A 23,708-nucleotide genomic window follows, 5' to 3' on the forward strand; every position below is an offset into this window, starting at 1 on the left:
TCATAACCTGAAGGTCACAGGTTCAAATCCTGTCCCCGCAACCAACACAAACAAACATTCGGCGCCCCTCGCGCGCCTTTTGATGTTGCGGGCCATGTCCGGCCCTCGCAATCAGATTAAACATACAACCGGTAGACTGATCGTCCGGCCTGTAAGCGTCTGGTAAGGCACGTAGGCACGTAGGCACGTGAGCTATTTTCATGTTGTTCGAGTGGAAACCGGTGCGCGGAGTTACCGCCGACGGAAGTAAGCCCATTGCTGTAGCCAGAGGGAACACCCCCACAGCCCTAAGGCAAGAAGCGCCAGCAGTACGAGATGAAATACCCATCCAAGCACGTATTGGACGGGTGAGGCACCCCACGTGATGGAGATACCCAGCACCTTTGAGATGATCAATGGTTTCCCGTTAAAGGCGTCGACTAATCTAATGATCTCTGCGCCGAGTTGCGCCATGAGGGGAATGATGACCATCGAGACCCAAAGAATATCCTTGCGAAGAGGTGGGCCAAGTCGTTCGAGGTCCGCCTTGGAATGCCAGATCATGCAAGCAGAGTAGCGCGGGGCGGGAACGTTGTCAGCCGCTTGAAAAGCTGATTGGTTCGGACCAGTGTTCTAACATCACGGCGCCAACGCGAGTGGCGGGGTGCCCGTCGACGATGCGGGTGAGCACGTCGCGCAACCGGGCTTCGGGGTCGACGAAGTTGAGCCGGGCGGTCTGGATGAGCGTGTAGATCGCGGCTGCTCGCTCGCCGCCCTTGTCCGAGCCGGCAAAGAGGTAGTTCTTGCGGCCGAGCGCCACGGGACGGAGGCAGTTCTCGGCGCGGTTGTTGTCGGCCTTGAGCCGGGCGTCGTCGCAGAGGCGGGTTAGCACCTCGCGCCGCTTCACCGCATAGTTAATGGCGTCGGCCAACGCGGCCTTGCTTGAGATGCGGCGCATGGTGTCCTCGGCCCAGTTGAAGAAGCCGTTCACGCCCACCCTGACGACCCAGCGGCGATCGAGCCGTTCCGCCAGCGGTAGCCCGCGCCCGAGCTCTTCCGCCTCGTGCATCACGTCGATCATGCTGACGCCTGTCAACCCTTCATCAAGGGAGCGAACACGCCCGCCGCGCCCGACCGCGTTCACCGATTGAACAGCGTCTTGGATGGCCTGTCGGCATTCGGCGCATTGCGTCAGCGCAGGCCGTTCTTGTTGCCGAACACGAGCCCGCGCAGCACCCGGCAATCGTTCACCCGCGACCTGCCGTGACTATAGTGGAAGAACGGCCGCCGCTGCGCCAGCTGCTCATCTCCTCGTAGAGCCAGAAATCAGATTGCGTGCCTCACATCACTGGGTTCTGACCCTGGAGCGGCCCACACCGCGTTCGGACTCTCGTTGGCTATCTGGTAGAAAGGCCATTCTGTCCGGCATGATTGCCGAGCGCGAGATATTTCGCGTTCACCTGCGCGGTTAAGCCGAGCGATAAAAGGTTCACGCTCAGCATGGCCGCAGCGACTCCGATGATCATTGGGCCGGTCCAACGTGCCATTACCCCGTTGTTCTCCCTCATGGCGCGTGCGCGCAGCAGCGCCAGCAGCAGCGCCGCAAACGGCAGCACCACGAACATGTATCGACCCTGCGGCTGGGGTAGCAGGTTCTGCTGCCCAAGCAGGTTCATCACCAGCACCGCAACTGCCATGCTCCAGAATAATACGATAACTGCCAGGGGGATGAGGCTTGTGCGCCACAGCTGTCGCATTCTTCGAAGAACGCCAAGGAGAACCACTGCACTCCAGACAAGCAGCGCGAGCGTAAGAGGATAGAAAAACAGCTTGTAGACGAAGCCCGGCAGCAACGTGTCCATCCACCCGGTAGTCATGAAAAAGCTTCGCGCGGTGATGGGTAGCCACCAACGTAACGTCGTCGTGTTGATGATCCCGTCAGCACAGAACAAGAAGCAGGTTCCGTACATAGCAGTCGGCTCAGAACGGTTGAGCGCGACGTAGGCAGCCTGCCCGCGCATGCCGCTGATGTCACCGAATTGCAGATACGTTGTGCCGAGTACCGGGATCGCAATCACAGCCATACCCAGTAGCGCCCAGCCGGCATCCGCCACGAGCCGGCGGGCAGGATTGGCGAACCGTTCAGCCAGGATCAGTCCTGCGAAGAACACCAGCGCAGGATAGTAATAGAGCTTGCTGCACAGGATCAGCCCGCACGCGCAGCCGAATGCGAGCAGCCGACCGGAACGCGATGGTTCGCGCAGGTGCCGAGACAGCAGCGCCAGTGCGAGCGCGCACGCGGTGAGCCCGAACCCGTCCGAGTTGAAATAGGCGAAGACGAAGGTCACCTGCGGGATCATCGCGACGATCGCGGCTGCAGCGATCGCCTGCCCGCGGGTCAGCCGCTGGTTGCGTGCGACCTCCAGCAGGGACGCCATGAAGATGCCGGCCAGCAACCAGTTGAACGCGCGCGGCGCCAGATAGCCGAGGCCGTCGGGCAGCAGCGGTGCAAAGGCCAGCGATAACAATGTCGCGCCCAGCGTGTGCAGGTAAGGCAGCCCGTAATACCAGAAGGTATCGCGGGTAAAGACGTCGTTGCTCAGCACGCCGCGCAACGGTTCCACGGGGTCAACCTCGGGCACGGGCATGCGACCGAAGCGGTAGAAATATTCGAGCAGGAAGAAGTGGGTCCGCTCGTCCGGCCCGCGATCGTAGGGTATGACGAGCGACCAGGCGACGACCAGCAGCGCGTAGGCGAGGGCAACGACGACGATCGTGCGCCCATCCTTTGACAGCCCGCGTACCATGGCTAGCCGGCCGCCCGCACGAGCCCTGCGGGCCGCAGGATCAGGCGACCGATCAGGAAATTGGCAATGGTCGTCACGGCCAGCACCCCCAGGATCGCCAGCCGTGGCGGTATGCCGACGGCCGCCAGCACGCGCAACGCGACGACGCCGAGACAAAATATTGCCGCGTAGCTCGCCGCCAGGCCCAACCGGGCGCGCAGGTCGGTTCGCGCCCCGGCAAACACGCGCGATGGATAAAAGATGATCACAATCGCGAGCCCGCAGAACCAACTGATCGCATAAGCGGCCGTCGGCCCGGTTACAAACAGCAGCAGCTGATAGACCAAGAGGGTGAAAAGCGTGTTGAGCCCCCCGGCGAGCAGGAAGCGGACGGCGTCACCGCCATGACTGCGCCAGGCGGCGCGCACTATGCACCCCCTGCGGCAAGCGCACGAAAGTCGGCGTAGCGGCGGATGTAATCGGCGTCGTCGTACCGGTCGGACGCAGCTACCAGCAGCACGGATTCGCGGCTGAACTTGTATTGCGTACCCCACGTCATGGGCGCGAGATGGAGCCCGACCGAGGGATCCTCCAGCCGCACCTCGCGCCGTGCCGTGCCATCGTCCACCACGACGGAGACGCCTCCGCTGGCCGCGACCAGGAACTGACGGCAGCGATGATGCGCGTGCTCGCCGCGTACTCGGTCGCTCGGAACGCCATAGACCAGGAACACGCGCTCCGGAACGAACGGCAGCCCCCTGCCGCACTCGAGTGCGGTGAGACTGCCGCGCATGTCGGCGAAATTGGGCAGCCGCTCGATCCAGCAGCCCCGCACGCCTAGATCGCGACGTGCGCCGATCTCGGCGGGAAGGCCGCTCGCGTCGAAGGTGCCCGCTGCGCCACCGCCGTCCTGCTCGGCGGTCTGATCCTGGCAATAGCCGACGATCACCGCCGGATTGCCCACCACGATCGCGTGGGGCGGCACGTTGCGCGTCACCACCGCGCCCGCGCCTACCATCGCGCCCGTGCCGATGTGCAGGCCGGGTAGGATGGTGGCGTTGGCGCCGATGGAGACGCCATCCTCCAGCGTGGTCGGCAGGAAGTCGTCGGGATATTGCTTGGAACGCGGGAAGCGGTCGTTGGTGAAAGTGGCGTTGGGACCTATGAACACGCCGTTGCCGACACGGGTGCCGTCCCACAGCTGGACGCCGCACTTGATGGTGACGTCGTCGCCCACCGTCACATCATTCTCGACGAACACGTGATCGCAGATGTTGCAGTTGCGCCCGATCCGCGCGCGGCCCAGCACGTGCGCGAACGCCCAGACGCGCGTGCCCGCGCCGACGGTGGCGGACTCGCAGATGCCCTGCGGGTGAACGAACACGTCATCAAGGCTCATGCGTACCGCTCCATCGACGTCGGCGCCGCAAGCTTCGGCGCCGGGTCCCTGTTGTTCACAATCCTGCTCACCAGTCGCAACGGCCGCCGCTTGGTGTTCTCGAACGTCCGCCAGAGATAGGACCCGATCACGCCCTGCACGGCGAGGGTGGCGGAAGCCGAGAAGGTGATCAGCACCGCGAGTCCGGCATAGCCCGGTTCCTGGATCAGGCCGACAAGCCGCGCCGTCGCGATGCCGCCGCCGATCAGCAGGCTGGCGATGCAGCCCAGGATGCCGAACCACAGCACCAGCAGGATAGGCAGGTCGGTGAACGAGAAGATGCTGTCCATCATGTAGCGCATGCGCCGCGTGAGGTTCCAGGCGCTGGTACCGTGTTGCCGCTGACGACGATGATATGGCACGAAGCGACGACGAAAACCGATCCAGAACAGCTGCGCGACCAGCGAGCTGTTCGGTTCCTCGATCTGAAGTACGGCCTGCACGGCAGGGCGGTTGCACGCGAAGATGTCGACCCCGCCGCGCGGCAGATCGGGAATGACGAGCTTTCGGTAGAGCGCCCAGAACGCATTGGAAAGCGCGTCGCGCAGCCATGCATCGTGTCGCCCCGAACGCTGCCCGAATACCACGTCGGCCTCGTCCGCCTCCAGCATGGTGAAGAAGCGGTGGATCAGCTCGGGCGGCTCCTGCAGATCGGCTGCCATCACCGCCACGTTCGCGCCGCCGGCAAATTCCATGCCGGTGCGAATGGCGGTGAACGAGCCGAAGTTGCGGCTGTGGAACACTACACGGAGCGGGAAGGCAGCGGTTCGCCCTGCTTCGATCAACTGCTCGCCGGAGCGGTCCGGCGAACCGTCCACCACGCAGATCACTTCCAGGTCACCGCCGAGATCGTGGTTGAGCGCGGTCAGCGCTTCCATCAGCGAGGGGATGTTCTCCTCGTTACGGTACACCGGGATCACCAGCGAGCGACGGCATTCCCCTTCCACGCTCACCTCGTTCACGCCTGCCACTCGGCAAGCGCGGCACAGACCCGGTCTACCTCGTCATCGTCGAGCTGCGGGAAGCAGGGTAGCGTCAACAGGCGCGACACGCTGCGTCTCGACACCGGCAGCCCGCCAGGTGCCGTGCGCTGCGGCAGCGCCTGCCAGGCCGGCTGGTCCACGTCCAGGATCGGGTAATGTACCTCGGTCGCTATGCCACGGGCGGCGAGATGCGCCTTCATGCCATCGCGATCGTCGCAGAGTGCCACGGCGAGGTGACCGACCGAACCATCCCCGCCATCGACGATTGTCACGCCGGGCGGCGCGGCAGCGATGTAGCGTTGCACGATCGCGCGACGCCGGGCGTTGCCCGCGTCCAGCCGTGGCAGCAACACGGACAAAAGCGCCGCCTGCACTTCGTCCAACCGCGAGTTGCGGCCGAGCGGTGTCACGATCTCGTACTTCTTGCCCCAGCCATATTGGCTTAGCGATCTCACCCGATCGAGCAACGCGGGATCGTTGCTCACGATCGCGCCCGCGTCACCGGAAGCGCCCAAGTTCTTGGTGGGATAGAAGCTGAACGTCGCGATATCGCCCAGACTGCCGACCCGCCGACCGTTAACCGTCGCGCCGTGTGCCTGCGCGCAATCCTCCAGGATCGTCACGTGAGCATGCCCCGCCGCATCCATCATCGTCCGCAACCGGACGATATCGAGCGGGCTGCCGTAGAGATGCGTCGCGACCACCAGCGCCGTGTCCGCGCCGATACAGGCCAGTATGGAGTCAAGCGACGCCAACTGCGTTGCTTCGTCGATGTCGGCGTAGACCGGCACGAGCCCGAGCAGCCGGCAGGCAAAGCTGGAGTAACCGCCGGCGTTCGCGACCGTCACCACCTCCGAGCCGCTCGGAGCGCGCACCTGGATCACTGCGCGCATCGCGATCTCGAGAGCGTCGGTGCCGTTCGCCACACCGACGCAGTCGGCAACGCCGAGGTAATCCGCGAACGCTCGGCAGAACGCGTCGAGCCGCTGCCCATTCAGGAACCACCCGGATCCAAGCGTCGCGGCGGCCGCCTCGGCGAGCTCGGCCTGAAGATCGCCAGGCACCCGCCGAAGATCATTGATCGGAACAATGGACACGGTCATCAACAACTCATCCAAAGCACCAATCCCTAAAGATGCCCTCGAATTTTGGCAACCGGAGTACGCTCCCGCTCTCGTGGCGGCGGGCCGATCGAGGCTCATGCTCTGATCACCGTGTCAAGGCTTTCTGCAAGCGAAGCTACGCGACCCCGGCCACTAACCGTCGCGCCATTATGCCTTCATCGCTCACCCCGCCCCGCTCGGCCGCTGCCCGTCGCCGGATGAGTGATCGTGCTCGCCGGCACGCTTTCGCGGGTATCGGTCGCCGCCTTGGGCTATGCGCCGTGTGCCTGGGCGGAACTGCATGACGAAGGACCCGAGATGACCGAGACCACACCGAGCGCGAGCGGCGTCCATCCGTCCGAGATCTGGGCGACCGCGAACGGCATGATCAACGGCTTGTTCGCGATGCTGCCGCTGATCGCGACGGGGATCGTGGTGTTCCTGATCTTCTGGGCGATCGCATCGGGCACCCCGCAAGCTGGTGACCAACGTCGCCGCGCGTCGCTCCGAGTTTCCGAGCGCCGGGGTCGCGTTCGGCCGGCTCGCCTATATCGGCATCATGCTGTTCGGGGTGCTGGTGGCGGTGACGATCGCGTTTCCGTCGGTCACACCGGCCAAGCTGTTCTCGGCGCTGGGGGTCGGCGGTGTCGCGATCGGCTTCGCGTTCAAGGACATCTTCCAGAACCTCTTGGCCGGCATCCTGCTGCTGATCCGCCATCCGTTCCGCACCGGCGACGAGATCACCAGCGGCGGCTTTACCGGAACGGTTGAATCGATCGAGACGCGCGCGACCTACATCCGCACCTATGACGGGCAGCGGATCATCGTGCCCAACTCGATCATCTATACCGAGCCGGTCACCGTCATCACCGCCTACGGCATCCTGCGCGAGCAATATGACGTCGGGATCGGCTACGGCGACGACGTCTCGCGCGCGCGCTCGATCATGCTGGACACGGTCAAGGGCATCGAGGGCGTGCTCGCCGACCCGGCACCCGACGTGCTGCTGTGGGACCTCGCGGGATCGTCGCAGAACCTGCGGGTGCGCTGGTGGACCAAGCCGCAGCGTGGTGACGTGGTGGCCGTGCGCGACCGCGTGCTCCAGTCAATTGCCGAAGCGCTGGTGGGCGCAGGCATCGACCTGCCGTTCCCGACGCAGCAGATCCTGTTCCACGACCAGACCGAGGCGACCGACGGTAACCGGCGTCAACAGCGCGAGGGCTGGCCCGCCGGTGAGGACGTGCCCGAGGCGCGCCCGCTCAGCCGGGTCGAGCTCGTCCGGAGCGATGGTGCAGGCGCGGCCCAGGACGGGAGTGCGGCGCAGGGCGACGGTTCGTCGCCGGGTCCGAACCGGTCCCAGGATCGTTGATCGGGGATGATACCCAGACTCACCACCTTGCTCGCCGCGACGGCGCTCTCCTGCCTCGCGGTGCCGGCGTTCGCCGGACCTGCGCGCGCCGACGCTACCCAGACCGAACGCGGCGGCTGGAGCGACGCCAATCGCGCGACGTTCAGGAGCGTGCTCGCGCAGCGCGATCGGCACGGCCTCGATCGGGTCGCCTTCCTCTCGCCGGTCGCCGACAGCGGTGACGCGGCGTCCGTCACGAAGGCGTACAACAAGGCGGCGCTCGACTATGCCGCGGCGCTCGCGCACGGCTTGAGCGATCCATCATCCTTGCACGAGGTGTACACGGTCGCCCGGCCGACGAGCGATCCGGAGACGGAGCTCGCGACGGCGCTTCGCGACGGCACGCTCGAGCAGTGGCTGAACGGCCTCGCACCCGACGACGCCGAGTACCGTTCATTGTCCGACGCCTATCGCGCGGCCGTCCGCGCCACCGCGACGGGCGCGCCGACGATCCCGGTGACGAAGAGCATCCACGCCGGCGACACCGACCCGCGCGTCGCGGCGATCGCGCGGCAACTCGCCGACGACGGCTATCTCGCGCAGGTGCCGGGCGACGCCGAGGCGGGCAGCTACTCGCCGGCGATCGCCGACGCGGTGAAGTCGCTCCAGCGCGACTACGGCATCCGGCGCGACGGGATCGTCGGGCCGAATACCCTGGCCGTGATCAACCTGCGCCCGGGCGACCGCGCGCGCGCGCTGGCGGTCGCGCTGGAGCGTCGCCGCTGGCTGTCGCGCACGCCGCCCGCCACGCGCATCGACGTGAACACCGCGGCCGCGGAGCTGCGCTACTACCGCGACGGCCAGTTGGTCGATCGGCGCAAGGTGATCGTCGGCGAGCCTGGCCGCGAGACGCCGCCGCTCGGCTCCCCGATCTACCGGCTGGTCGCCAACCCGACCTGGACGGTGCCCAAGTCGATCGACGTATCCTCGGCCACGGTCCGCGCGAAGCACATGCGCCGCGTGAACGGCTATTGGGTCCAGCCGTCTGGACCGGACAATGCGCTGGGGCTGGTCAAGTTCGACATGCAGAACAACCAGGCGATCTACCTGCACGACACCTCGTCGCCCGAGCTCTTCGACCGCAGCCAGCGTCACCTGAGCCACGGCTGCATCCGCGTGGCCGACGCGCTCGGCTTCGCCAGGATGCTCGCGGATCAGGAAGGCGTCGGCGAGGCGTGGCAGAAGGCGCATGAGTCCGGCAGCTACGAGATCGTCGACCTGCCGCGGCAGATCCCGGTGCGGCTGCTCTACCAGAACGCCTTCGTCGCGGACGACGGCGCGGTGTCGGTCCGCACCGACCCTTATGGCTGGAACGACGCGGTCGCGGTCAAGCTGGGGTTCGACGCCGCCGAGACCGGGAAAGCCAAGGCAGAGGCGATCGATATTGGACCGTGATGCGCACCGGCACGACGTCGGCGCGGACGACGGTGTCGTCGCGCGCGACGGCGGGCTGATCTTCGCCCGCGTCGTTGCGGCCGACGGGACGTTGCAGACGATCGACTGGGCAGCCGCGCAGGCGTGGACGTGCCGCCAACCCGGCGACTTCCTGTGGCTGCACCTCGATCGCACCGACCCCGGCGTGATCGCGTGGCTGGGTGACGCCACCGCGGGCGGCCTGCGCCTGTCCGAGGCGACGGTAGATGCGCTGACATCGACCGAGAACCGCCCGCGCGCGTTTCGCGAGGGCGACGCGCTGGTCACCATCCTGCGCGGCATCAACTTCAACCCGGACGCGCAACCCGAGGACATGGTCGCGATGCAGATGTGGTGCGACGGCACGCGCGTCGTGACGCTCCGGCGCCAGCGGCTGCAGACGCCGTTCGACGTGCTGGCGACGATGGAGCAGCGGCGCGGCCCGCGCACGGCCGGCGACCTGTTCACCGAACTGGTCGAGCAGACCGTCGCCAAGATGAACCGGTCGATCGTCGACATGAACGACCGGATCGACGAACTGGAGGCGGCCGACGAGGATTACCCGGTCGAGGATATCCTCGCCACGATCGCCGACATCCGCCGCAACTGCCTCGCGCTCAAGCGCTACATGTCGCCGCAGCACGAGGCGCTGCTCCAGATCGGCCGCGACCCGCCCGACTGGCTGAGCGAGACCAACCGCCGCGACATCCGCGAGACGATCGACCGGCTGAGCCGCTACATCGAGGATCTCGACGTGTCGAAGGAGAGCGCGCTCGTCATCCAGGACGACATCAACAACCGCGCCACCGCGCAGTCGAACAAGACGATCTACATGCTGTCGATCATCGCGGCGATCTTCCTGCCGCTCAGCTTCTTCACCGGGCTGCTCGGCATCAACGTCGGCGGCATCCCGGGTATGCATTCCGACGACGGCTTCTGGATCACCGTGGCGCTGCTCGTCGCCGTGCTGGCGGTCCAGATCGTCGTTTTCCGCAAGCTGCGCTGGTTGTAGCCGCCGTCACTCGATCGGCCTGCCGCTGTCGAGCAGGTCCTCGTCCCCGGTCTGCGCGCGCTCGTCGGCCACCAGCTTCTCGATATGAGTGTCGGGAGCGGCATCCTCGGCGATCGCGCCGTCGCTCGTGGTGGGCGGTCTCCGCGACGGTCGGCCCGGCGGTGTGTCGGACACGCTACGGCCCGCGATCGTCGCCGCGTCGTCGAAGCGCAGGCGGTAGATCGGCTCGGGCAGCGCGAAGCCAGCGTCCTCCAGCGCGCGCTTGGCCGCATCCAGCGCCAGGCTCCGCCCTTTCAGGAAATCGGTGTTCGCCTGATCCAGCCAGCCGCGGAAGCTGAGCACGATGTTCGAGTCCCCCACCTCGCGGATGATCGCGGTGGCGCGCGGCTGGTCGAGCACGAAGCCGAGCCCGCGGATCGCCTTCAGCCCCGTCGCCATCGCGTCGACCGGATCGTCGTCGCCATCGACGCCCAGGTCGAAGTCGAACCGGCGTTCCGGATTGCGGGTGTAGTTCAGGATCACCGCCTTGAAGACGGTGGCGTTGGGAATGCGCAGGTGGTTGCCCTCCAGCGTCATCAGGATGGTCGCGCGGCTGGTCAGGCGGACCACGCGGCCCTCGTTCCCCTCGATCACGACGTGATCGTTGGCGCGGAACGGCTGGCGCAGGCTGAGCATCAGGCTGGAGACGTAATTGTCGACCGTGTCGCGCACGGCGAAGCCGATCGCGATGCCGATCACTCCCGCGCCGCCGAGCACCGCGCCGAGCAGCGCGGTGGCGCCCAGCACCTCGAGTCCGGCGACGATGCCGAGCATGACGAAAGCGAAACGGATCAGCGTCGCGAGCAGTTCGGCCAGAAAGGCGTTGGGGCTGATCCGCCGCCAGAACCAACCCAGCGACGCCAGCAGGTAGCCGAGATAGCCGATGACCAGCGCGATCCCGAACGCGACCGCGATCAGTGGCAGCGCGCGCAGCAGCGCGCGCAGGTCGGCGCCGAACTTGCCGAGCACCGGCGACAGGTTGCTGTCCACGTCGAGGTCGCGCGCGACGTCGTTCTGCACCGTGACCACGCCCGCGACGCGCGAGGCGATCGCCTCTGCCCGCGCGACGTCGGCGGCGGCGGGAACGGTCCCGGTCAGCGTCACGACGCCCGCCGACACCCGCACCTGGACGTCGCGCAGCGCGGAAATCTCCGTGAAGATGCTGCGGATGCGCAGCGCGATGTCCGCGTCGGAGGTGACCTCGGTCCTCGTCGCGATCGCGGGCGAGGTCTGCGGCGCGGGCGTCTCCGCGGGTGCGGGCTCGCCCGGCAGGTCCTGCGCGTGGAGCGGCGTGACCGCGGCCAGAACGGCTGCGGCGACCGCCGCGACGAGCAAGGGCCAGCGGCCAGCGGCCCGGCGGCTATCTGTCATCCACTGCCTCATGCGGCGAGCCGGGGCCGCTCGACGATCTCACTCGCGAGCGTCGCCTCGTCGCGCTCACTCGTCACGGTGTCGACCGGCGCCTCACCGAACAGGTCATCATCCGCGAGCCTGCCGTTCGACGCTTGAGAGATACGGGCTGCTACGCCGCCAGCGACGACGGACGTATCGTCGGGATGATCGAGGTCGGCCATGTCGTCGTCCTGTCTTGGCGGGATCGGTTCGAGACTGTCGTGGGCGACCGGGCTCGGCAAGGTCAATCGCGTACGCGATCAGCCGTCGCGGCGCGAACGGGATCGTTCCCATGCCGCAATTCGGCGCGGCGAATATAGCGCTGCGGCCACTTCACGCCGCTCCATCGCGGACTCGCCGAAGAAGGATCGCCTCGTGCGCGTCGCGCCCGGCCGCTATCGGTCCGCCGGCGCGCGCGTAGAGTTCGTGCGCCGCGAACAGGACGATGCCGATCGCGAGCGGGACGAGGTAGTAGATGACGCGGAACAGCAGCAGCGCCGCCAGCAGCGTCGCGCGGTCGACCTGCGGCAGCGCCAACAGCAGCACCGCCTCGAATACGCCGACGCCGCCCGGCGCGTGCGCGAGCAGGCCCGACAGGAACGCGAGGAGGTAGGCCATCAGCACGAGCGGGAATGCCGACAGCGGCAGGTCCGGCACCAGCACGAACAGCGCCGCGGTCGCGAACATCAGGTCGACCGCCGCGAGGAGGAACTGCACGCCCGCGGTCGCAACCGACGGGAGAACCAGCGTCCAGCCGAACACGCGCAGCGCGCGGCCCGCGCGACGGTGCAGGACGACGAGATAGGTTGCCAGCCCCGCCAGGATCAGCCCGCCGACCGCCGCCTGATGGGGGTAGGACGCGTGCCAGCCGCCGAGCGCCAGCGTGCCGGGCAGGGCGACGAAGCCGATGCCGATCAGCAGCATGACGCCCATCCAGAAGGTGACACCGGTCATCGCCATGATCTGCGCCACCTCGCCGAGCGACAGTCCGCGGCGACCGTAGATGCGCAGCCGCGCCGCCCCGCCGGTCAGCGCGGCGAAGCCGAAATTGTGGCTGAAGATGTAGCTGGTGAACGACGCCAGCGCGGCCGTGCCGTACCCGACCGAGCGCCCGATGATCCGCAGCGACACGACGTCGTAGCCGGTCAGCACGACGTAGCTGCCGATCGTGAACGCGACCGAGCACGCGATGCGCACCGTCGAGACGCGCGCCAGGTCGGCACGCACGTCCGACCAGCGCAGCCCGGCCAGGATCTCGCGGAGCGCACCGAAGGCGATCCACAGGACCGCGATCATTACGGCGATCCCCAGCAGCGCGCGCGCGCGCGGCGACGCGGCCACGCGGGCGAGGAGAGTGCCTGCTTCGGTGAACCAGCGGGAGAACATCACGCGGTTCAACGCACCGCGTGACGATCAGGGCGCGCGCTCGCGCGATCACGATTGCCGCGCCACCCGGACCCGGCGCGACGACGTTCGCCTTCAGCCTTCCGGTCGATAACCGACGGCCGCGACGATCCGCCTTTCGCCGCGGCAGGAGGGCAGGGAACCGCCGACGCAGCCTGCCGTTGGTCGGGCAACCGGATCACATTCGGATGGCCGGAAATAGGAGATCGACATGGGTGAGTTCACCGACAAGCTCGACGCGGCTGGCAACAAGATCGCGGGCAAGGCCAAGGAGCTGTACGGCGAGGCGACCGACAACGAGCAACTCGAAGCCGAAGGCAAGGCGCAGCAGCTCAAGGGCACCGGGCAGGACGTGAAGGGCAGCGTCAAGGGCGCGTTCAACGACAAGGTCTGATCACGCCCCGGGGTGAACAGGGCCGCTCCGCTCCGGCGGGGCGGCTTACTCGTCGAACGTCACCCCGCCGTCAGCGCCGTCGCGTTGACCTGGTTGCGCTCGGCCTCGAACCGGGCGGAGAAGCCGGCCTCGGTGTAGCTGAGCATCGTGCGTCGGCTGCCGCACAGGCCCATGCCCACCAGTTTCGATCCGAAGCCCTTGCGGGTCGGCTCGGTCGCGGGCGGACCGCCGCGCTCCTCCCATTGAAGCCGGAAATGCCCGTCCTCGACCATCCAACGCACCGTCACGCGGCCGGTGTCGTTCGACAGGGCACCGTATTTCACCGCGTTGGTCGCCAGTTCGTGGAGCAGCAGCGACAAGGACAGCGCCGCCTCCGCCTTCATCTCGAAGTCGGGGCCGCTCAGCTCGAAGCGCGTGCCCTCCGCCTCCAGCCGCAGCACCCGCTCCATCAGGTCGCGGATCGTCGTCGTCGACCAGCTGCGCTGCAGCAGCACGTCGTGCGCGCGGCCGAGCGCGGCGAGCCGGTTCTGCAACGTGTCGGAGATGGAAGGGTCGATCCCGCGCAGCGTCTGGAACACCACCGCCTGCACCATGGCGAAGGTGTTCTTCACCCGGTGCGACATCTCCTCCATCAATAGGTGCTTCTGCTCCTCCGCGGTCTTGCGCTCGGTGACGTCCACTGCGGTGCCGGAGAAGCGGATCGGCGCGCCCTCGTCGTCGTACACCATGCCGCCGCGGCACTCGACCCAGCGCAGCGCCTCGCCGGGGATCGCCAGGCGATACTCGACCAGGAAGTCTTCGCCGCGCTCGAACACGGCCCTGATACGCTCGCGCAGCGGCGCGACGTCCTCGGCGACGACGTACTCCTGATATTCCTCCATCGTCAGGCCGGCCGCCGTCGCCGCCAGATCGAGCCCGTACAACCGCGCGAAATTGGCGTCGCCGTGCAGCAGGTCGGTGTCGACCATCCAGTCCCACAGCCCGACGACGCCCGACGCGGTCAGCGCCATCTGCAACCGCTCGTCGTTGAGCGCGAGCTGCGCCTCGATCGCCTTGCGCGCGGTGATGTCGAGGAACAGGCACGAGAAGCGCTCGACGTCGTTCCGGGTGCTGCGCACCTCGAACCAGCGGTGCAGGTCGGGCAGGTGGACCTCGAACCGCTGCGGCTCGCCGGTCTCCACGGTCAGCGCGTAACGGTCGATCAACCATTGCTGCACATCGGGGGCGAAGTCGCGGATCGTCTTGCCGACGCCGGACGCGGGGATGCCGGACTGGCTGGCGAAGGCGTCGTTCACCTCGACGAAGCGGTAGTTGACCGCGCGGCCGCGCTCGTCGCGGATCAGCTCGCCGATGAAGAAGCCTTCGGTCATGTTCTGGAACAGCTCGCGCCAGCGCTTCTCGCTGGCGGCGAGCCGCTCCTCGGCCAGGCGCGCGTCCGTGCGGTCGCGCAGCATCTTGATGTAGCCGGTCAGCTCCTCGTCGCCGTCGCGCAGCGGCATCATCTCGCCGCTCGCCCAGAAGCGCTCGCCGTTCTTGCGCAGGTGCCAGCGCTCGTCGATCCCGCGGCCGAGCTTCCTCGCGCCCTCCATCTCCTTGTCGGCGATGCCCGCGGCGCGGTCCTCGGGCGTGAAGAACGCTTCCAGGTTGCGCCCGACGATCTCGTCGCGGGTCCAGCCCAGGATCCTGGTCGCGCCCTCGTTCCAGTCGGTGATCGTGCCGTCGCGGTCCATGACCACGATCGCGTAATCGACCGCGCTGTTGAACACCGTGGTCAGCCGCGTGCGCTGGCGCGTGAGCTCTAGCTGCGTCACGACCTGCCGTCCCAGCGCGCGCAGCGCCTCGGCCTGATCGTCGGTCAGCCCGGCCGGACGCGGCGCGCGGTCCATTACACACCGCGTGCCGAGCGGCACGCCGTCGGGGCTTGCCAGGAACACGCCGGCGTAGAAGCGCAGCGGCTCGTCGGCGGTGGCGAGCGGATGCGCGTCGGTGCGCGCGTCCGCAAGCAGATCGGGGATCACCAGCAGGTCGCGCTCGGCCACGGTGTGCCGGCAGACCACGCCGCTCATCGGCGTGGTCGACACGTGGATGCCGATGCTGGCCTTGGGCACCTGATGCCCCGCCTCGATCGTGCTGACGATCGCGACCGGCGCGGCGCAGAGTTGTGCCGCCAGATAGGCGACCTCGTCATACTGCCCACCATCCCGACCGCTGCCGGACCGCGTGACGAAGGGGGCCTGAGGTTCGGGACTGTCGGGTAGAGGCACGGAAACGACCTGATGGGAAGTGGTTAAGTCCATGCCATAGATCAGGACAGCGTCAAGCTCGCAGCGGTCGGTATCGGTTACGCGCCGGAGGTCCGGCGGGGGGGCGAGGGTGCCGAGCGACGTCGTTGTTATTGCTCGTGAACCCGGGTGCGGGCGCCGGCCAGCGGCACCTTGACAGCTACCTACTCGGCAGAACAAAACAGGAACATGTTTGGTGCGAGTCGTTCCTGGTTCGATGGCGGCGCATGCCCGCCCGCCGCGACCGTTCCGCGCGGACGCGCCGGTAGGTCGGCTTGGCGCGCGGCGGGTGTTCGATGACCTACGCCGAGCTTCAGGTGTCGACCCACTTCTGCTTCCTGCGCGGCGTCTCGTCGTGCGAGGAATTGTTCTCGACCGCGTCCGCGATGGGGATGCCCGCGCTGGGCGTCACCGACCGCAACTCGGTCGCCGGCATCGTCCGCGCGATGGTGGCGGCGGAAAAGGTGTCGCGACAGGGCAATGCCGTTCGCCTCGTCGCGGGCTGCCGGCTCGATCTCGTCACCGGCGCCTCCCTGCTCGTCTGGCCCGAGGATCTGGCCGCGTGGAGCCGGCTGACCCGCCTGCTGACGATCGGCAAGGCGCGCGCCCGCCCGCAGCACGGCGAGAAGGGGCAGTGCTTCCTCCACTGGGAGGACGTCGCCGACCATGCCGCGGGCCTCGTCGCCGCGCTCGTTCCCGCGATCTCGGGGCTGGACGAGGGCCAGGTGCGCTGGATGGCCGACCTGTTCGGCGCCGGATCGGGTGGCAGGTCGGACGGGGCGCGCGGCCACATCTGCCTGACGCAGCAGCGCCGGCCCGACGACGCGCATCGCCTCCACCGCACCGCCGAGGTGGCACGGCGTTTCGGGCTGACCCCGCTGGTGACCGGCGACGTGCTCTACCACCAGCCCGATCGTCGCCTGTTGCAGGACGTCGTCACCGCGATCCGCGAGAAGACCACGCTCGACGAACTGGGTCTGCGGCGTGAGCGTTCGGCCGACCGCTGCCTCCACCCGCCGCACGAGATGGCGCGCCGCTTCGCGCGCTTCCCCGACGCGCTCGCCGCGACCTGCGCGGTGGCGGAGCGCTGCACCTTCTCGCCGCGCGACCTGCGCGACCAGTATCTCTACCCTGAGGAAGCGGTGATGGCGGGGCACACGCCGCAGCAGGCGCTGGAGAAGCTCAGCACCCGCGCGCTCGCCGCGCGCTTCGACGGCGATCCGCCGCGCGCCTACCGCGACCTGCTCGCCAAGGAACTGGGGCTGGTGGCCAAGCTCAACTATGCCGCCTACTTCCTGACCGTCCACTCGATCGTCGAGTTCGCACGCAGCCAGGACATCCTGTGCCAGGGGCGCGGTTCGGCCGCCAATTCGGTGATCTGCTTCGTGCTGGGGATCACCTCGATCGATCCGGTCGTCCACCAGTTGCTGTTCGAGCGCTTCCTGTCGGAGAACCGCGCCGAGCCGCCCGACATCGACATCGATTTCGAGCACGAGCGGCGCGAGGAAGTGATCCAGTGGATCTACGAGACCTACGGCCACGACCATGCCGCGCTGACCGCGGTGGTCAGCCGCTTTCGCGCGCGCGGCGCGGTGCGCGAGGTCGGCAAGGCGCTCGGCCTGCCCGAGGACGTGACCGCAGCACTCGCGGGGCAGGTGTGGGGCTGGTCGGAAGAGGGCGTCGCCGACCGCCACGTCGACGCGCTCAACCTCGATCGCGGCGACCTGCGGCTCGCGCTCACGCTGGAGCTCGCGCGCGAGCTGATCGGCACCCCGCGCCACCTGTCGCAGCATCCCGGCGGCTTCGTCCTCACGCGCGACCGGCTCGACCAATTGGTGCCGATCGAGCCCGCCGCGATGGCCAACCGCTACGTGATCGAGTGGGAGAAGGAGGACGTGGAGGAGGTCGGCATGATGAAGGTCGACATCCTCGGCCTCGGCATGCTCGGCTGCATGCGCCGCGCGTTCGACCTGCTCGCCGCGCACAAGGGGGTCGACCTGACGCTCGACCATCCCGACCTGCAGACCGACGACCCTGCGACCTTCGAGATGATCCGTCGCGCCGACACGCTGGGCGTGTTCCAGATCGAGAGCCGCGCGCAGATGGCGATGCTGCCGCGGATGCTGCCCACCAACTTCTACGACATCGCGATCCAGGTCGCGATCGTTCGGCCCGGGCCGATCCAGGGCGACATGGTCCACCCCTATCTAAAACGCCGCGAGCAGCGTCGCCGCGATCCCAGGATCGAGTTCGATTATCCCAGCCCGGCGCTGAAGGCGGTGCTCGAGAAGACGCTGGGCGTGCCCTTGTTCCAGGAACAGGCGATGAAGGTCGCGATCGAGGGCGCGGGGTTCACGCCCGCGCGCGCCGACGAGCTGCGCAAGGCGATGGCGACGTTCAAGTACACGCAGGGCGTCGGGCAGTTCAAAACCGAGCTGATCGAGGGCATGGCCGCGCGCGGGATCGGCCCCGACTTCGCCGAACGGCTGGTCAAGCAGATCGAGGGCTTCGGCTCCTACGGCTTTCCGGAGAGCCACGCCGCTTCCTTCGCCAAGATCGCCTACGCGTCGAGCTGGATGAAATGCCACCACCCCGACGTGTTCTGCGCGGCCTTGCTCAACGCGCAGCCGATGGGCTTCTACGCGCCCGCGCAGATCGTGCGCGACGCGCGCGACCACGCGGTCGAGATCAGGCCGGTGTGCGTCGTCGACAGCCTGTGGGACACGCGGCTGGTCGGCGGGGACGAGGCGGCATCTGGTGATTGGCCTAGCGAGGGGGCGGGCGAGGGACCGGGCGAGGGACCGGGCGAGGGCGCGCGTGCCCGGCTACCGCTTCGCCTGGGCATGCGCGTCGTCCACGGCGTCGCGATGATCGACGTGGCGCGCATCGTCGCCGCGCGCGCCGAAAAGCCGTTCCGCTCGGTCGAGGACCTGTGGCGCCGCTCGGGCGTGCCGCTCGCCACGCTGGAGAAACTCGCCAAGGCCGACGCCTTTCACGCATTGGGGCTCGACCGGCGTCAGGCGCTGTGGGCGATCCGCGGCCTGGGCGAGAAGCCGCTGCCGCTCTTGGAAGCGGCCGAGCGGCACGAGCCGCCGGTCAGCCTGGTGCCGCTCACCGCCGGGCGTGAGGTGGTGGAGGATTACCGCGCGACGCAGCTGACGCTGCGCCAGCATCCTTTGTTCTTCCTGCGCGAGTCGCTGGCGCGGCAGCGCGTGATCGCGTGCGCCGACCTTCGCCACGTCCGCGACGGTCGCCGCGTCGAGATCGCGGGCATTATCCTCGTGCGGCAGAAACCCGGCTCGGCCAAGGGCGTGCTGTTCATCACGATCGAGGACGAGACCGGGGTCGCCAACATCATCCTGTGGCCCGACCGGTTCGAGGCGCAGCGCACGGTGGTGATGTCGTCGGCGATGATCGGCGTCACCGGCGTCGTGCAGCGCGAGGGCGCGGTGATCCACGTCATCGCCGACCGCATTCACGACCGCACCGCGATGCTGCGCCAGGTCGGCGACATCGACATGCCGCGGCTGACCAGCCCCGGCGACGGCGCGACCCACCCCGGCTCCCCCGACCGCGGCGACGCCGGCTGGAAGGCGCGCGTGCGCAGCGACTACCATCCCCCGTTCCGCAACGGCTGCGACCCCGAGAACGTGATCCCGATCCGCAGCCACGACTTTCACTGACACTGACACTGGCACTGACGCGGCCGCGTCACGCCGCACTGGTACGTTTTCCGACCACCTTCACGGATTCGGTTCGAGGGCTCGCCTCGCGGGCAGGAGAAGGCAGCGGGATCCCGGATCAGGTCCGGGATGACGGTGGATCAGGCCGGTCGGAAACCGCTTGGTGAGTGCAAGGGCCTGGGTGAGGACACAGCACAATTCGACAGCGCCGAACCCGGATCGACGCTCACCCGTGCCTATCCCGTCATCCCGGACTTGATCCGGGATCCCGCTTTTTTTTCCACACAGGATCAGGTCAGAGCGGCAGAAGTAGCTCGACCACCCCCTCACGCGAACGTGCCGTGCATGTACCACGTCATGTCGCCCGTCTCGACGCGCTGGCCGTCGCCGCGGCGGAACAGCCAGAAACGCTGCCCCGCCTCGTCCTCGACCTGAAAATAGTCGCGCACCGCCTGGCGCTCGGCGACGCGGCGCCACCATTCGCCGGTGATCCGCTCCGGCCCGTCGCCGCACACCACCTGGTGCATCTGCCCGCGCCAGCGGAAACGGCGCGGGTAGGAATCGGGCAGTTCCGCCATCACGTGGTCGATCGGCTCGGGCCGGCGCAGCAGCCGTGCCGGGCGCGGCCAGCGCGGGTGCCACGGATGCGCGGCCTCGCGCGCGTCGAGCTGTCGCACGTCGTCGTGGGTCAGCGTCGTGCCCGCGCCCGCCGCCTGGTCGAGCGGCGCGGCCGCCGCAACCGAGCGTTCGGGCACGTCGCTCTCCACCGCGCGTGAGCGCCACAGCCGGTTCGCGCCGATCCGGTTGACGATCGCGTCGACCAGCGCCGCCAGGTCGGGCACCTGCTGCTCCAGGTCGCCCGCCAGCACCTGCGGCCCCAGCGGCTCGCCGCGCGTGACGTGCAGCGCCATGATCTCGATCCCGAAGCCCGGATCGATCAGCTCGATCCGCCGCGCGAGCAGCCGCAGCACGTGCGCAGGATCGCGCGTCGCCCGCGCGAAGCCGACGCGCACCACCTGCACGTCGCCGTCGACGCGGGTCAGCGCCAGCGCGACCATCCGCGCGCCGCGCCCGCGCTCGGCCAGCACCTGCGCCAGCCGCGCGGTCAGCTGCGCCATCCAGTGCGCGATCGGCTCGGCGGTCATGATCGGCTCGGCGAAGCGCTGCTCGAGCATCATGGGTTCCTCCGGCGTCACCGGCTCGACCGGCTCGGCGACCGCGCCGGTCAGCTGGTCGAGCCGGGTCGTCACCGCGCGCCCGAACCGCCGCGCCAGCGGCGCGCGCGGCAGCGCGGCGAGCTGCGATACGCGGTCGATGCCCAGCCGCCGCAGCAGCTCGGTCGCCGTCTCGTCCAGCCGCAGCGCCGCGACCGGGTGGTCGGCGAACGGCGGCAGTCCGTGCCCGGCCGGCAGCAGCGCGACCGCGTCATGCACGTCCGCCCCCGCGCGCGTGTCGCCGTAGCGGGCCAGCGCCCAGGCCGCGGCCGGCGTATCGGCGACGCCGACGCGTGCGGCGTAACCCAGCCGGTCGAGCAACCGCACGATCCGCTGGGCCATGCGCCGCTCGCCGCCGTGCAGGTGCGCCACGCCGGTCAGGTCGACGAACAAGCCGTCGGCGTCCGAGATCGACACGCACGGCGACCAGCGCTCTGCCAGCGTCGTCGCGAGCCGGTCGAGTGCGGCGCGGTCGCCCGCCGGATCGGCGTCGCGTACCGCGATCCCTGGGTTGGCGGCGCGGACCTGCGTTAAGGCCATCCCGGGCGTGATGCCCAGCGCGCGCGCCGCAGGGCAGGCGGCGGCAACCTCGACGCGGCTGCCGACCTTCTGAACGGTGACGAGCGGAATGGCGACGAGCGGCGCGGCGCCGACCGGCAGCGCAGCGGCGGCGGCCACGCCGTCCGCCGGGCAGGCGCGCGCGACCACGCCCGCGGTGCTGCGCCCGGTGTCGAAGAACGGCTCGACCGGCGGCACGCGCGCGCCCGCGTTGTTGGAGCCGATCCGTGCTCCGGCACGATGGCTGCTACCGCCCGGCGTCTCGGCGTCCGCGCCGGTGATCGGACGCTCGCCGATGCCGTTGCTCCCAGCCACCCTGCCATCTGCCGTTCTGCCGGAGTGGGCTTCCCCGCCTGGGTGACGATCGGCGGGTATGGCGGGCAGCGCGAGGCGCAGCGATGGCGCCGGCCTCGAACCGTTGTTCGAGGCGCGCGCCGATGGATGATCGCCAGTGTTCCCGCCCGGCTCGCCAACGAATGCTGAGCCGCCGATGCGGCGGGCCGCGGATCGGCCCTCCGAATGCGCCGCGCGCGCCGACGAGCCGAGCCCCGGCGGCCGGTCGCGGCCCGCAGGCCTGACGTCGCAGCCCGCGCCAACGTCATTGGCATGAGGGCAGTGCATCAGACGAGCCGCAATCGCCCCGCCACCCGTCACGACTTCTCCTTGACGGGCCGGAACAGGGGGAGGCGATCCATCGCCCGTTCCGCGAACCTTCGGCACTACCGGGAACGACGGGCACGGCGGCGGCGGGTGCGCGTCCTCGCTGTCATCGGCGGGCAGGACGAGGCGCGATGCATCGTTGGTGTCATCCATGACCGACGTTGAGCGGAGCGACGGCGAGGGCGACGCCGGCGCGGGATTTGCTATGTTCCCCGGATGCCGGGTCACGGACTCGGCCGGACGCAAGGCGCGCGACGCCGGTGCACGACCTTCGGCACGTCCCACGTCCTTGGCCGATCCGGCATCGTCGTCGGCCAGGTAACGGACGCTCGACGCCCCATCGAACGCGGCGGCATCGTTCCCGCGCGCGATCGCCGCCGACACGTCGCGCCGCTGCCCCGACGTCGGGCGCACGCCTTCGCCGCCGAAGCGGACGGGAACCATCGCCGCGCCCGCCCAGCCGGTACCCACGCCACCCGCCCCAACACTACTTGCCCCGCCGTCGTCGCCCGGCAGCCGCTTGAACGCGTGCTCCGCCGCCTCGCTGCGGCGCCCCATCTCGCGCATCGGTGGGCGCTGATGCGCGGTCATCCGCGCGATCCGCTGCTCGACCTCGGCGCGATCGTCGCCGCCGCGCCGCTCGGCCTGCCGGCCCCCGCGCGCCGTCTCCGGCGCCGCCGCCTCGCTGCGCGCCCAGCGCGCGCCGGGGCGCCAGCCGCTGTTGCGCGGCGCGTCGCACTGCGTGCCGCCCTGCTCGGCGGCGCCGGCCTGTTTCAGCGCGGCGAGCTCGGCGCTGATGCGCGCGTCCATGCCATCGCCGCGTGCCGGCTCAGGCGGCGTGTGCTGCCGTTCCGCCCGCCGCACGCGGTCGATCGACCAGTTTGGCAGGTAGAGCGATGCGACCCGTTTCATCGCTGGCCTCCACTGTGAGTTGAAAGGGTTCGCCGCCGCGCTGGCGGACGAGCGAGAGGTGCCAGCGCGCGCGCCCGACACCCGGCGCAGGCCGCGGCGTGCTGGGCGCGGAGCCGACGCGCCAGCGCGTTACCGCCGCGGACGGCGCGCCGAGCGTATCCGCGCCCTCGCGCGCGTGGCGCTTCATCAGCAGCGCGATCGTGCGCCCGCCTTCCGCCGCGAGCTGCAACCGGCGCGTCGCGGGCATGCCGACGCGGCGTGCCTCGCCGATCACGGCACCGAGCGCGCGGTGGCGCAATCCTTCCTCCATCAGCGCCAGCACCTCGGCATCGTCGGCCGCCTCGGCGTAGAGCACGCGCTCGGGCGCCAGCCCGACCTGGTACAGCGCGGGCGCGAACAGGTCGCGCCGCCTGACCACCCACAGCACCGGGCCCCAGGCGCGCGCGGCGATCCCGGCCATGAACAAGGTCGCGCTCGCGTCGTCGCCCAGCGACGGCGTCGCCGCGGTCACCTCGTGCAGCGCGTCGAGCCGGAGCCCGCTGTCGGCCAGTCTCGAATCGATCCCGCCAATGCCGAACGGCAATGTCTCGCGCCGGCGATGTCCATCGCCCTCGATCGCGCGCAGCGTTTCGCGCAGCTGCGCGAGCACGCCCGATTGCGTATCCAGCGGTGGTTCGGCCAATAGGGACACGGTGGTGATACGACTCGCTGCGATAGTTGTTCCTATTTTGTTCTCACGAGCGCGCGCGTGTCAATCCGCCGCCGTACCGGGCGTGTCCCGGCGCGGGCATTTGGCTGTGGATAATTTCTCGCGAGCGCTCGGGGCGGCGCGATAACCCCGGGTGACCCCCTCGCAGCTTTGTTGCCGATCAGACTGCGGCGACGCACGCGCGGTACCGTGACGACCCGCGTGCCCGCCACGATCTTGCCCGATCGACGCGCGCCGCCCGCGCGCTACGCCGGCGCCGTGACGAGGTGCGTGCCCTTGAAATATAATTACAAATGCGACTAAAGCGATCTCGAGCGTTCATCAATTGAACGCATGATG

General features: G+C 68.8%; 18 protein-coding genes. 5 read left to right on the plus strand and 13 right to left on the minus strand.

What is annotated here, in order from left to right; all coding sequences use genetic code 11:
- Positions 1–574: 574 nt before the first annotated feature.
- From ACFDS6_RS04115 to ACFDS6_RS04145, 7 genes are all read right to left on the minus strand, one after another.
- The gene (locus tag ACFDS6_RS04115; RefSeq protein WP_375270841.1) at positions 575–1,060 is read right to left on the minus strand and encodes a transposase; all 486 of its coding nucleotides are present in this window, start codon (positions 1,058–1,060) and stop codon (positions 575–577) included.
- 316 nt (positions 1,061–1,376) lie between these two features.
- On the minus strand, positions 1,377–2,786 hold the full coding sequence (locus tag ACFDS6_RS04120; RefSeq protein WP_375270842.1) for a DUF2142 domain-containing protein: 1,410 nt from the start codon (positions 2,784–2,786) through the stop codon (positions 1,377–1,379).
- Positions 2,787–2,788: 2 nt separating this feature from the next.
- Positions 2,789–3,193 carry a GtrA family protein gene (locus ACFDS6_RS04125; RefSeq protein ID WP_375270843.1) on the minus strand — a complete coding sequence of 135 codons (405 nt, stop codon included), beginning with the start codon at positions 3,191–3,193 and terminating at the stop codon, positions 2,789–2,791.
- Positions 3,193–4,164: a WxcM-like domain-containing protein gene (locus ACFDS6_RS04130; protein ID WP_375270844.1), complete on the minus strand. Its 972-nt coding sequence runs from the start codon at positions 4,162–4,164 to the stop codon at positions 3,193–3,195. The genes ACFDS6_RS04125 and ACFDS6_RS04130 overlap by 1 nt, the downstream gene beginning before the upstream one ends.
- On the minus strand, positions 4,161–5,165 hold the full coding sequence (locus ACFDS6_RS04135) for a glycosyltransferase family 2 protein (protein ID WP_375270845.1): 1,005 nt from the start codon (positions 5,163–5,165) through the stop codon (positions 4,161–4,163). The genes ACFDS6_RS04130 and ACFDS6_RS04135 overlap by 4 nt, the downstream gene beginning before the upstream one ends.
- On the minus strand, positions 5,162–6,304 hold the full coding sequence (locus ACFDS6_RS04140; protein ID WP_375270846.1) for a DegT/DnrJ/EryC1/StrS family aminotransferase: 1,143 nt from the start codon (positions 6,302–6,304) through the stop codon (positions 5,162–5,164). Before ACFDS6_RS04140 ends, ACFDS6_RS04135 begins: the two co-directional genes overlap by 4 nt.
- 257 nt (positions 6,305–6,561) lie before the next feature.
- Positions 6,562–6,759, minus strand: a complete 198-nt coding sequence (locus tag ACFDS6_RS04145; protein ID WP_375270847.1) for a hypothetical protein — start codon at positions 6,757–6,759, stop codon at positions 6,562–6,564.
- A gap of 11 nt (positions 6,760–6,770) precedes the next feature.
- Between ACFDS6_RS04145 and ACFDS6_RS04150 the strand changes: the two genes are divergently transcribed.
- From ACFDS6_RS04150 to ACFDS6_RS04160, 3 genes are read left to right on the plus strand one after another with little or no spacing between them, the layout of a single operon-like run.
- Positions 6,771–7,658, plus strand: a complete 888-nt coding sequence (locus ACFDS6_RS04150; protein ID WP_375270848.1) for a mechanosensitive ion channel family protein — start codon at positions 6,771–6,773, stop codon at positions 7,656–7,658.
- Positions 7,659–7,664: 6 nt separating this feature from the next.
- Complete coding sequence (locus tag ACFDS6_RS04155; protein WP_375270849.1) at positions 7,665–9,092, plus strand: L,D-transpeptidase family protein; 1,428 nt, start codon at positions 7,665–7,667, stop codon at positions 9,090–9,092.
- Positions 9,082–10,122, plus strand: a complete 1,041-nt coding sequence (locus tag ACFDS6_RS04160) for a zinc transporter ZntB (protein ID WP_375270850.1) — start codon at positions 9,082–9,084, stop codon at positions 10,120–10,122. Before ACFDS6_RS04155 ends, ACFDS6_RS04160 begins: the two co-directional genes overlap by 11 nt.
- A 6-nt stretch (positions 10,123–10,128) precedes the next feature.
- Here the strand turns inward: ACFDS6_RS04160 and ACFDS6_RS04165 are convergent, their stop codons facing one another.
- The 3 genes from ACFDS6_RS04165 to ACFDS6_RS04175 form a co-directional block, all read right to left on the minus strand.
- The gene (locus tag ACFDS6_RS04165) at positions 10,129–11,532 is read right to left on the minus strand and encodes a mechanosensitive ion channel domain-containing protein (RefSeq protein ID WP_375270851.1); all 1,404 of its coding nucleotides are present in this window, start codon (positions 11,530–11,532) and stop codon (positions 10,129–10,131) included.
- A gap of 8 nt (positions 11,533–11,540) precedes the next feature.
- Positions 11,541–11,735 carry a hypothetical protein gene (locus ACFDS6_RS04170; RefSeq protein WP_375270852.1) on the minus strand — a complete coding sequence of 65 codons (195 nt, stop codon included), beginning with the start codon at positions 11,733–11,735 and terminating at the stop codon, positions 11,541–11,543.
- Positions 11,736–11,886: 151 nt separating this feature from the next.
- Complete coding sequence (locus ACFDS6_RS04175) at positions 11,887–12,939, minus strand: lysylphosphatidylglycerol synthase domain-containing protein (protein WP_375270853.1); 1,053 nt, start codon at positions 12,937–12,939, stop codon at positions 11,887–11,889.
- A gap of 229 nt (positions 12,940–13,168) precedes the next feature.
- Here ACFDS6_RS04175 and ACFDS6_RS04180 point away from each other — a divergent pair, with 229 nt between their 5' ends.
- Positions 13,169–13,351: a CsbD family protein gene (locus ACFDS6_RS04180; protein ID WP_375270854.1), complete on the plus strand. Its 183-nt coding sequence runs from the start codon at positions 13,169–13,171 to the stop codon at positions 13,349–13,351.
- Between the two features lie 59 nt (positions 13,352–13,410).
- On the opposite strand, the gene ACFDS6_RS04185 is transcribed toward ACFDS6_RS04180, so the two are convergent.
- Positions 13,411–15,615, minus strand: coding sequence for a PAS domain S-box protein (locus tag ACFDS6_RS04185; protein WP_375270855.1), 2,205 nt, complete (start codon positions 15,613–15,615; stop codon positions 13,411–13,413).
- Between the two features lie 314 nt (positions 15,616–15,929).
- On the opposite strand from ACFDS6_RS04185, the gene ACFDS6_RS04190 reads away from it, so the two are divergent.
- Complete coding sequence (locus ACFDS6_RS04190; RefSeq protein WP_375270856.1) at positions 15,930–19,316, plus strand: error-prone DNA polymerase; 3,387 nt, start codon at positions 15,930–15,932, stop codon at positions 19,314–19,316.
- 326 nt (positions 19,317–19,642) lie between these two features.
- On the opposite strand, the gene ACFDS6_RS04195 is transcribed toward ACFDS6_RS04190, so the two are convergent.
- Both ACFDS6_RS04195 and ACFDS6_RS04200 read right to left on the minus strand, forming a co-directional pair.
- Positions 19,643–22,660, minus strand: coding sequence for a hypothetical protein (locus ACFDS6_RS04195; protein ID WP_375270857.1), 3,018 nt, complete (start codon positions 22,658–22,660; stop codon positions 19,643–19,645).
- Positions 22,578–23,342 (minus strand): ImuA family protein, encoded by a 765-nt coding sequence (locus ACFDS6_RS04200; RefSeq protein WP_375270858.1) that lies wholly within the window; start codon positions 23,340–23,342, stop codon positions 22,578–22,580. The genes ACFDS6_RS04195 and ACFDS6_RS04200 overlap by 83 nt, the downstream gene beginning before the upstream one ends.
- Positions 23,343–23,708: the final 366 nt, after the last annotated feature.

The sequence above is a fragment of the Sphingomonas sp. genome, from assembly GCF_042095875.1.
Classification (GTDB): Bacteria; Pseudomonadota; Alphaproteobacteria; order Sphingomonadales; family Sphingomonadaceae; genus Sphingomonas.

What these genes read in the sequence shown, in the direction of transcription:
- ACFDS6_RS04175 (WP_375270853.1), bottom strand. Translation starts at nt 12,939, where the DNA reads ATGTTCTCCCGCTGGTTCACCGAAGCAGGCACTCTCCTCGCCCGCGTG.
- ACFDS6_RS04130 (WP_375270844.1), bottom strand. Translation starts at nt 4,164, where the DNA reads ATGAGCCTTGATGACGTGTTCGTTCACCCGCAGGGCATCTGCGAGTCC.
- ACFDS6_RS04155 (WP_375270849.1), top strand. Translation starts at nt 7,665, where the DNA reads ATGATACCCAGACTCACCACCTTGCTCGCCGCGACGGCGCTCTCCTGC.
- ACFDS6_RS04195 (WP_375270857.1), bottom strand. Translation starts at nt 22,660, where the DNA reads ATGAAACGGGTCGCATCGCTCTACCTGCCAAACTGGTCGATCGACCGC.
- ACFDS6_RS04190 (WP_375270856.1), top strand. Translation starts at nt 15,930, where the DNA reads ATGACCTACGCCGAGCTTCAGGTGTCGACCCACTTCTGCTTCCTGCGC.
- ACFDS6_RS04165 (WP_375270851.1), bottom strand. Translation starts at nt 11,532, where the DNA reads ATGACAGATAGCCGCCGGGCCGCTGGCCGCTGGCCCTTGCTCGTCGCG.
- ACFDS6_RS04120 (WP_375270842.1), bottom strand. Translation starts at nt 2,786, where the DNA reads ATGGTACGCGGGCTGTCAAAGGATGGGCGCACGATCGTCGTCGTTGCC.
- ACFDS6_RS04115 (WP_375270841.1), bottom strand. Translation starts at nt 1,060, where the DNA reads ATGATCGACGTGATGCACGAGGCGGAAGAGCTCGGGCGCGGGCTACCG.
- ACFDS6_RS04170 (WP_375270852.1), bottom strand. Translation starts at nt 11,735, where the DNA reads ATGGCCGACCTCGATCATCCCGACGATACGTCCGTCGTCGCTGGCGGC.
- ACFDS6_RS04180 (WP_375270854.1), top strand. Translation starts at nt 13,169, where the DNA reads ATGGGTGAGTTCACCGACAAGCTCGACGCGGCTGGCAACAAGATCGCG.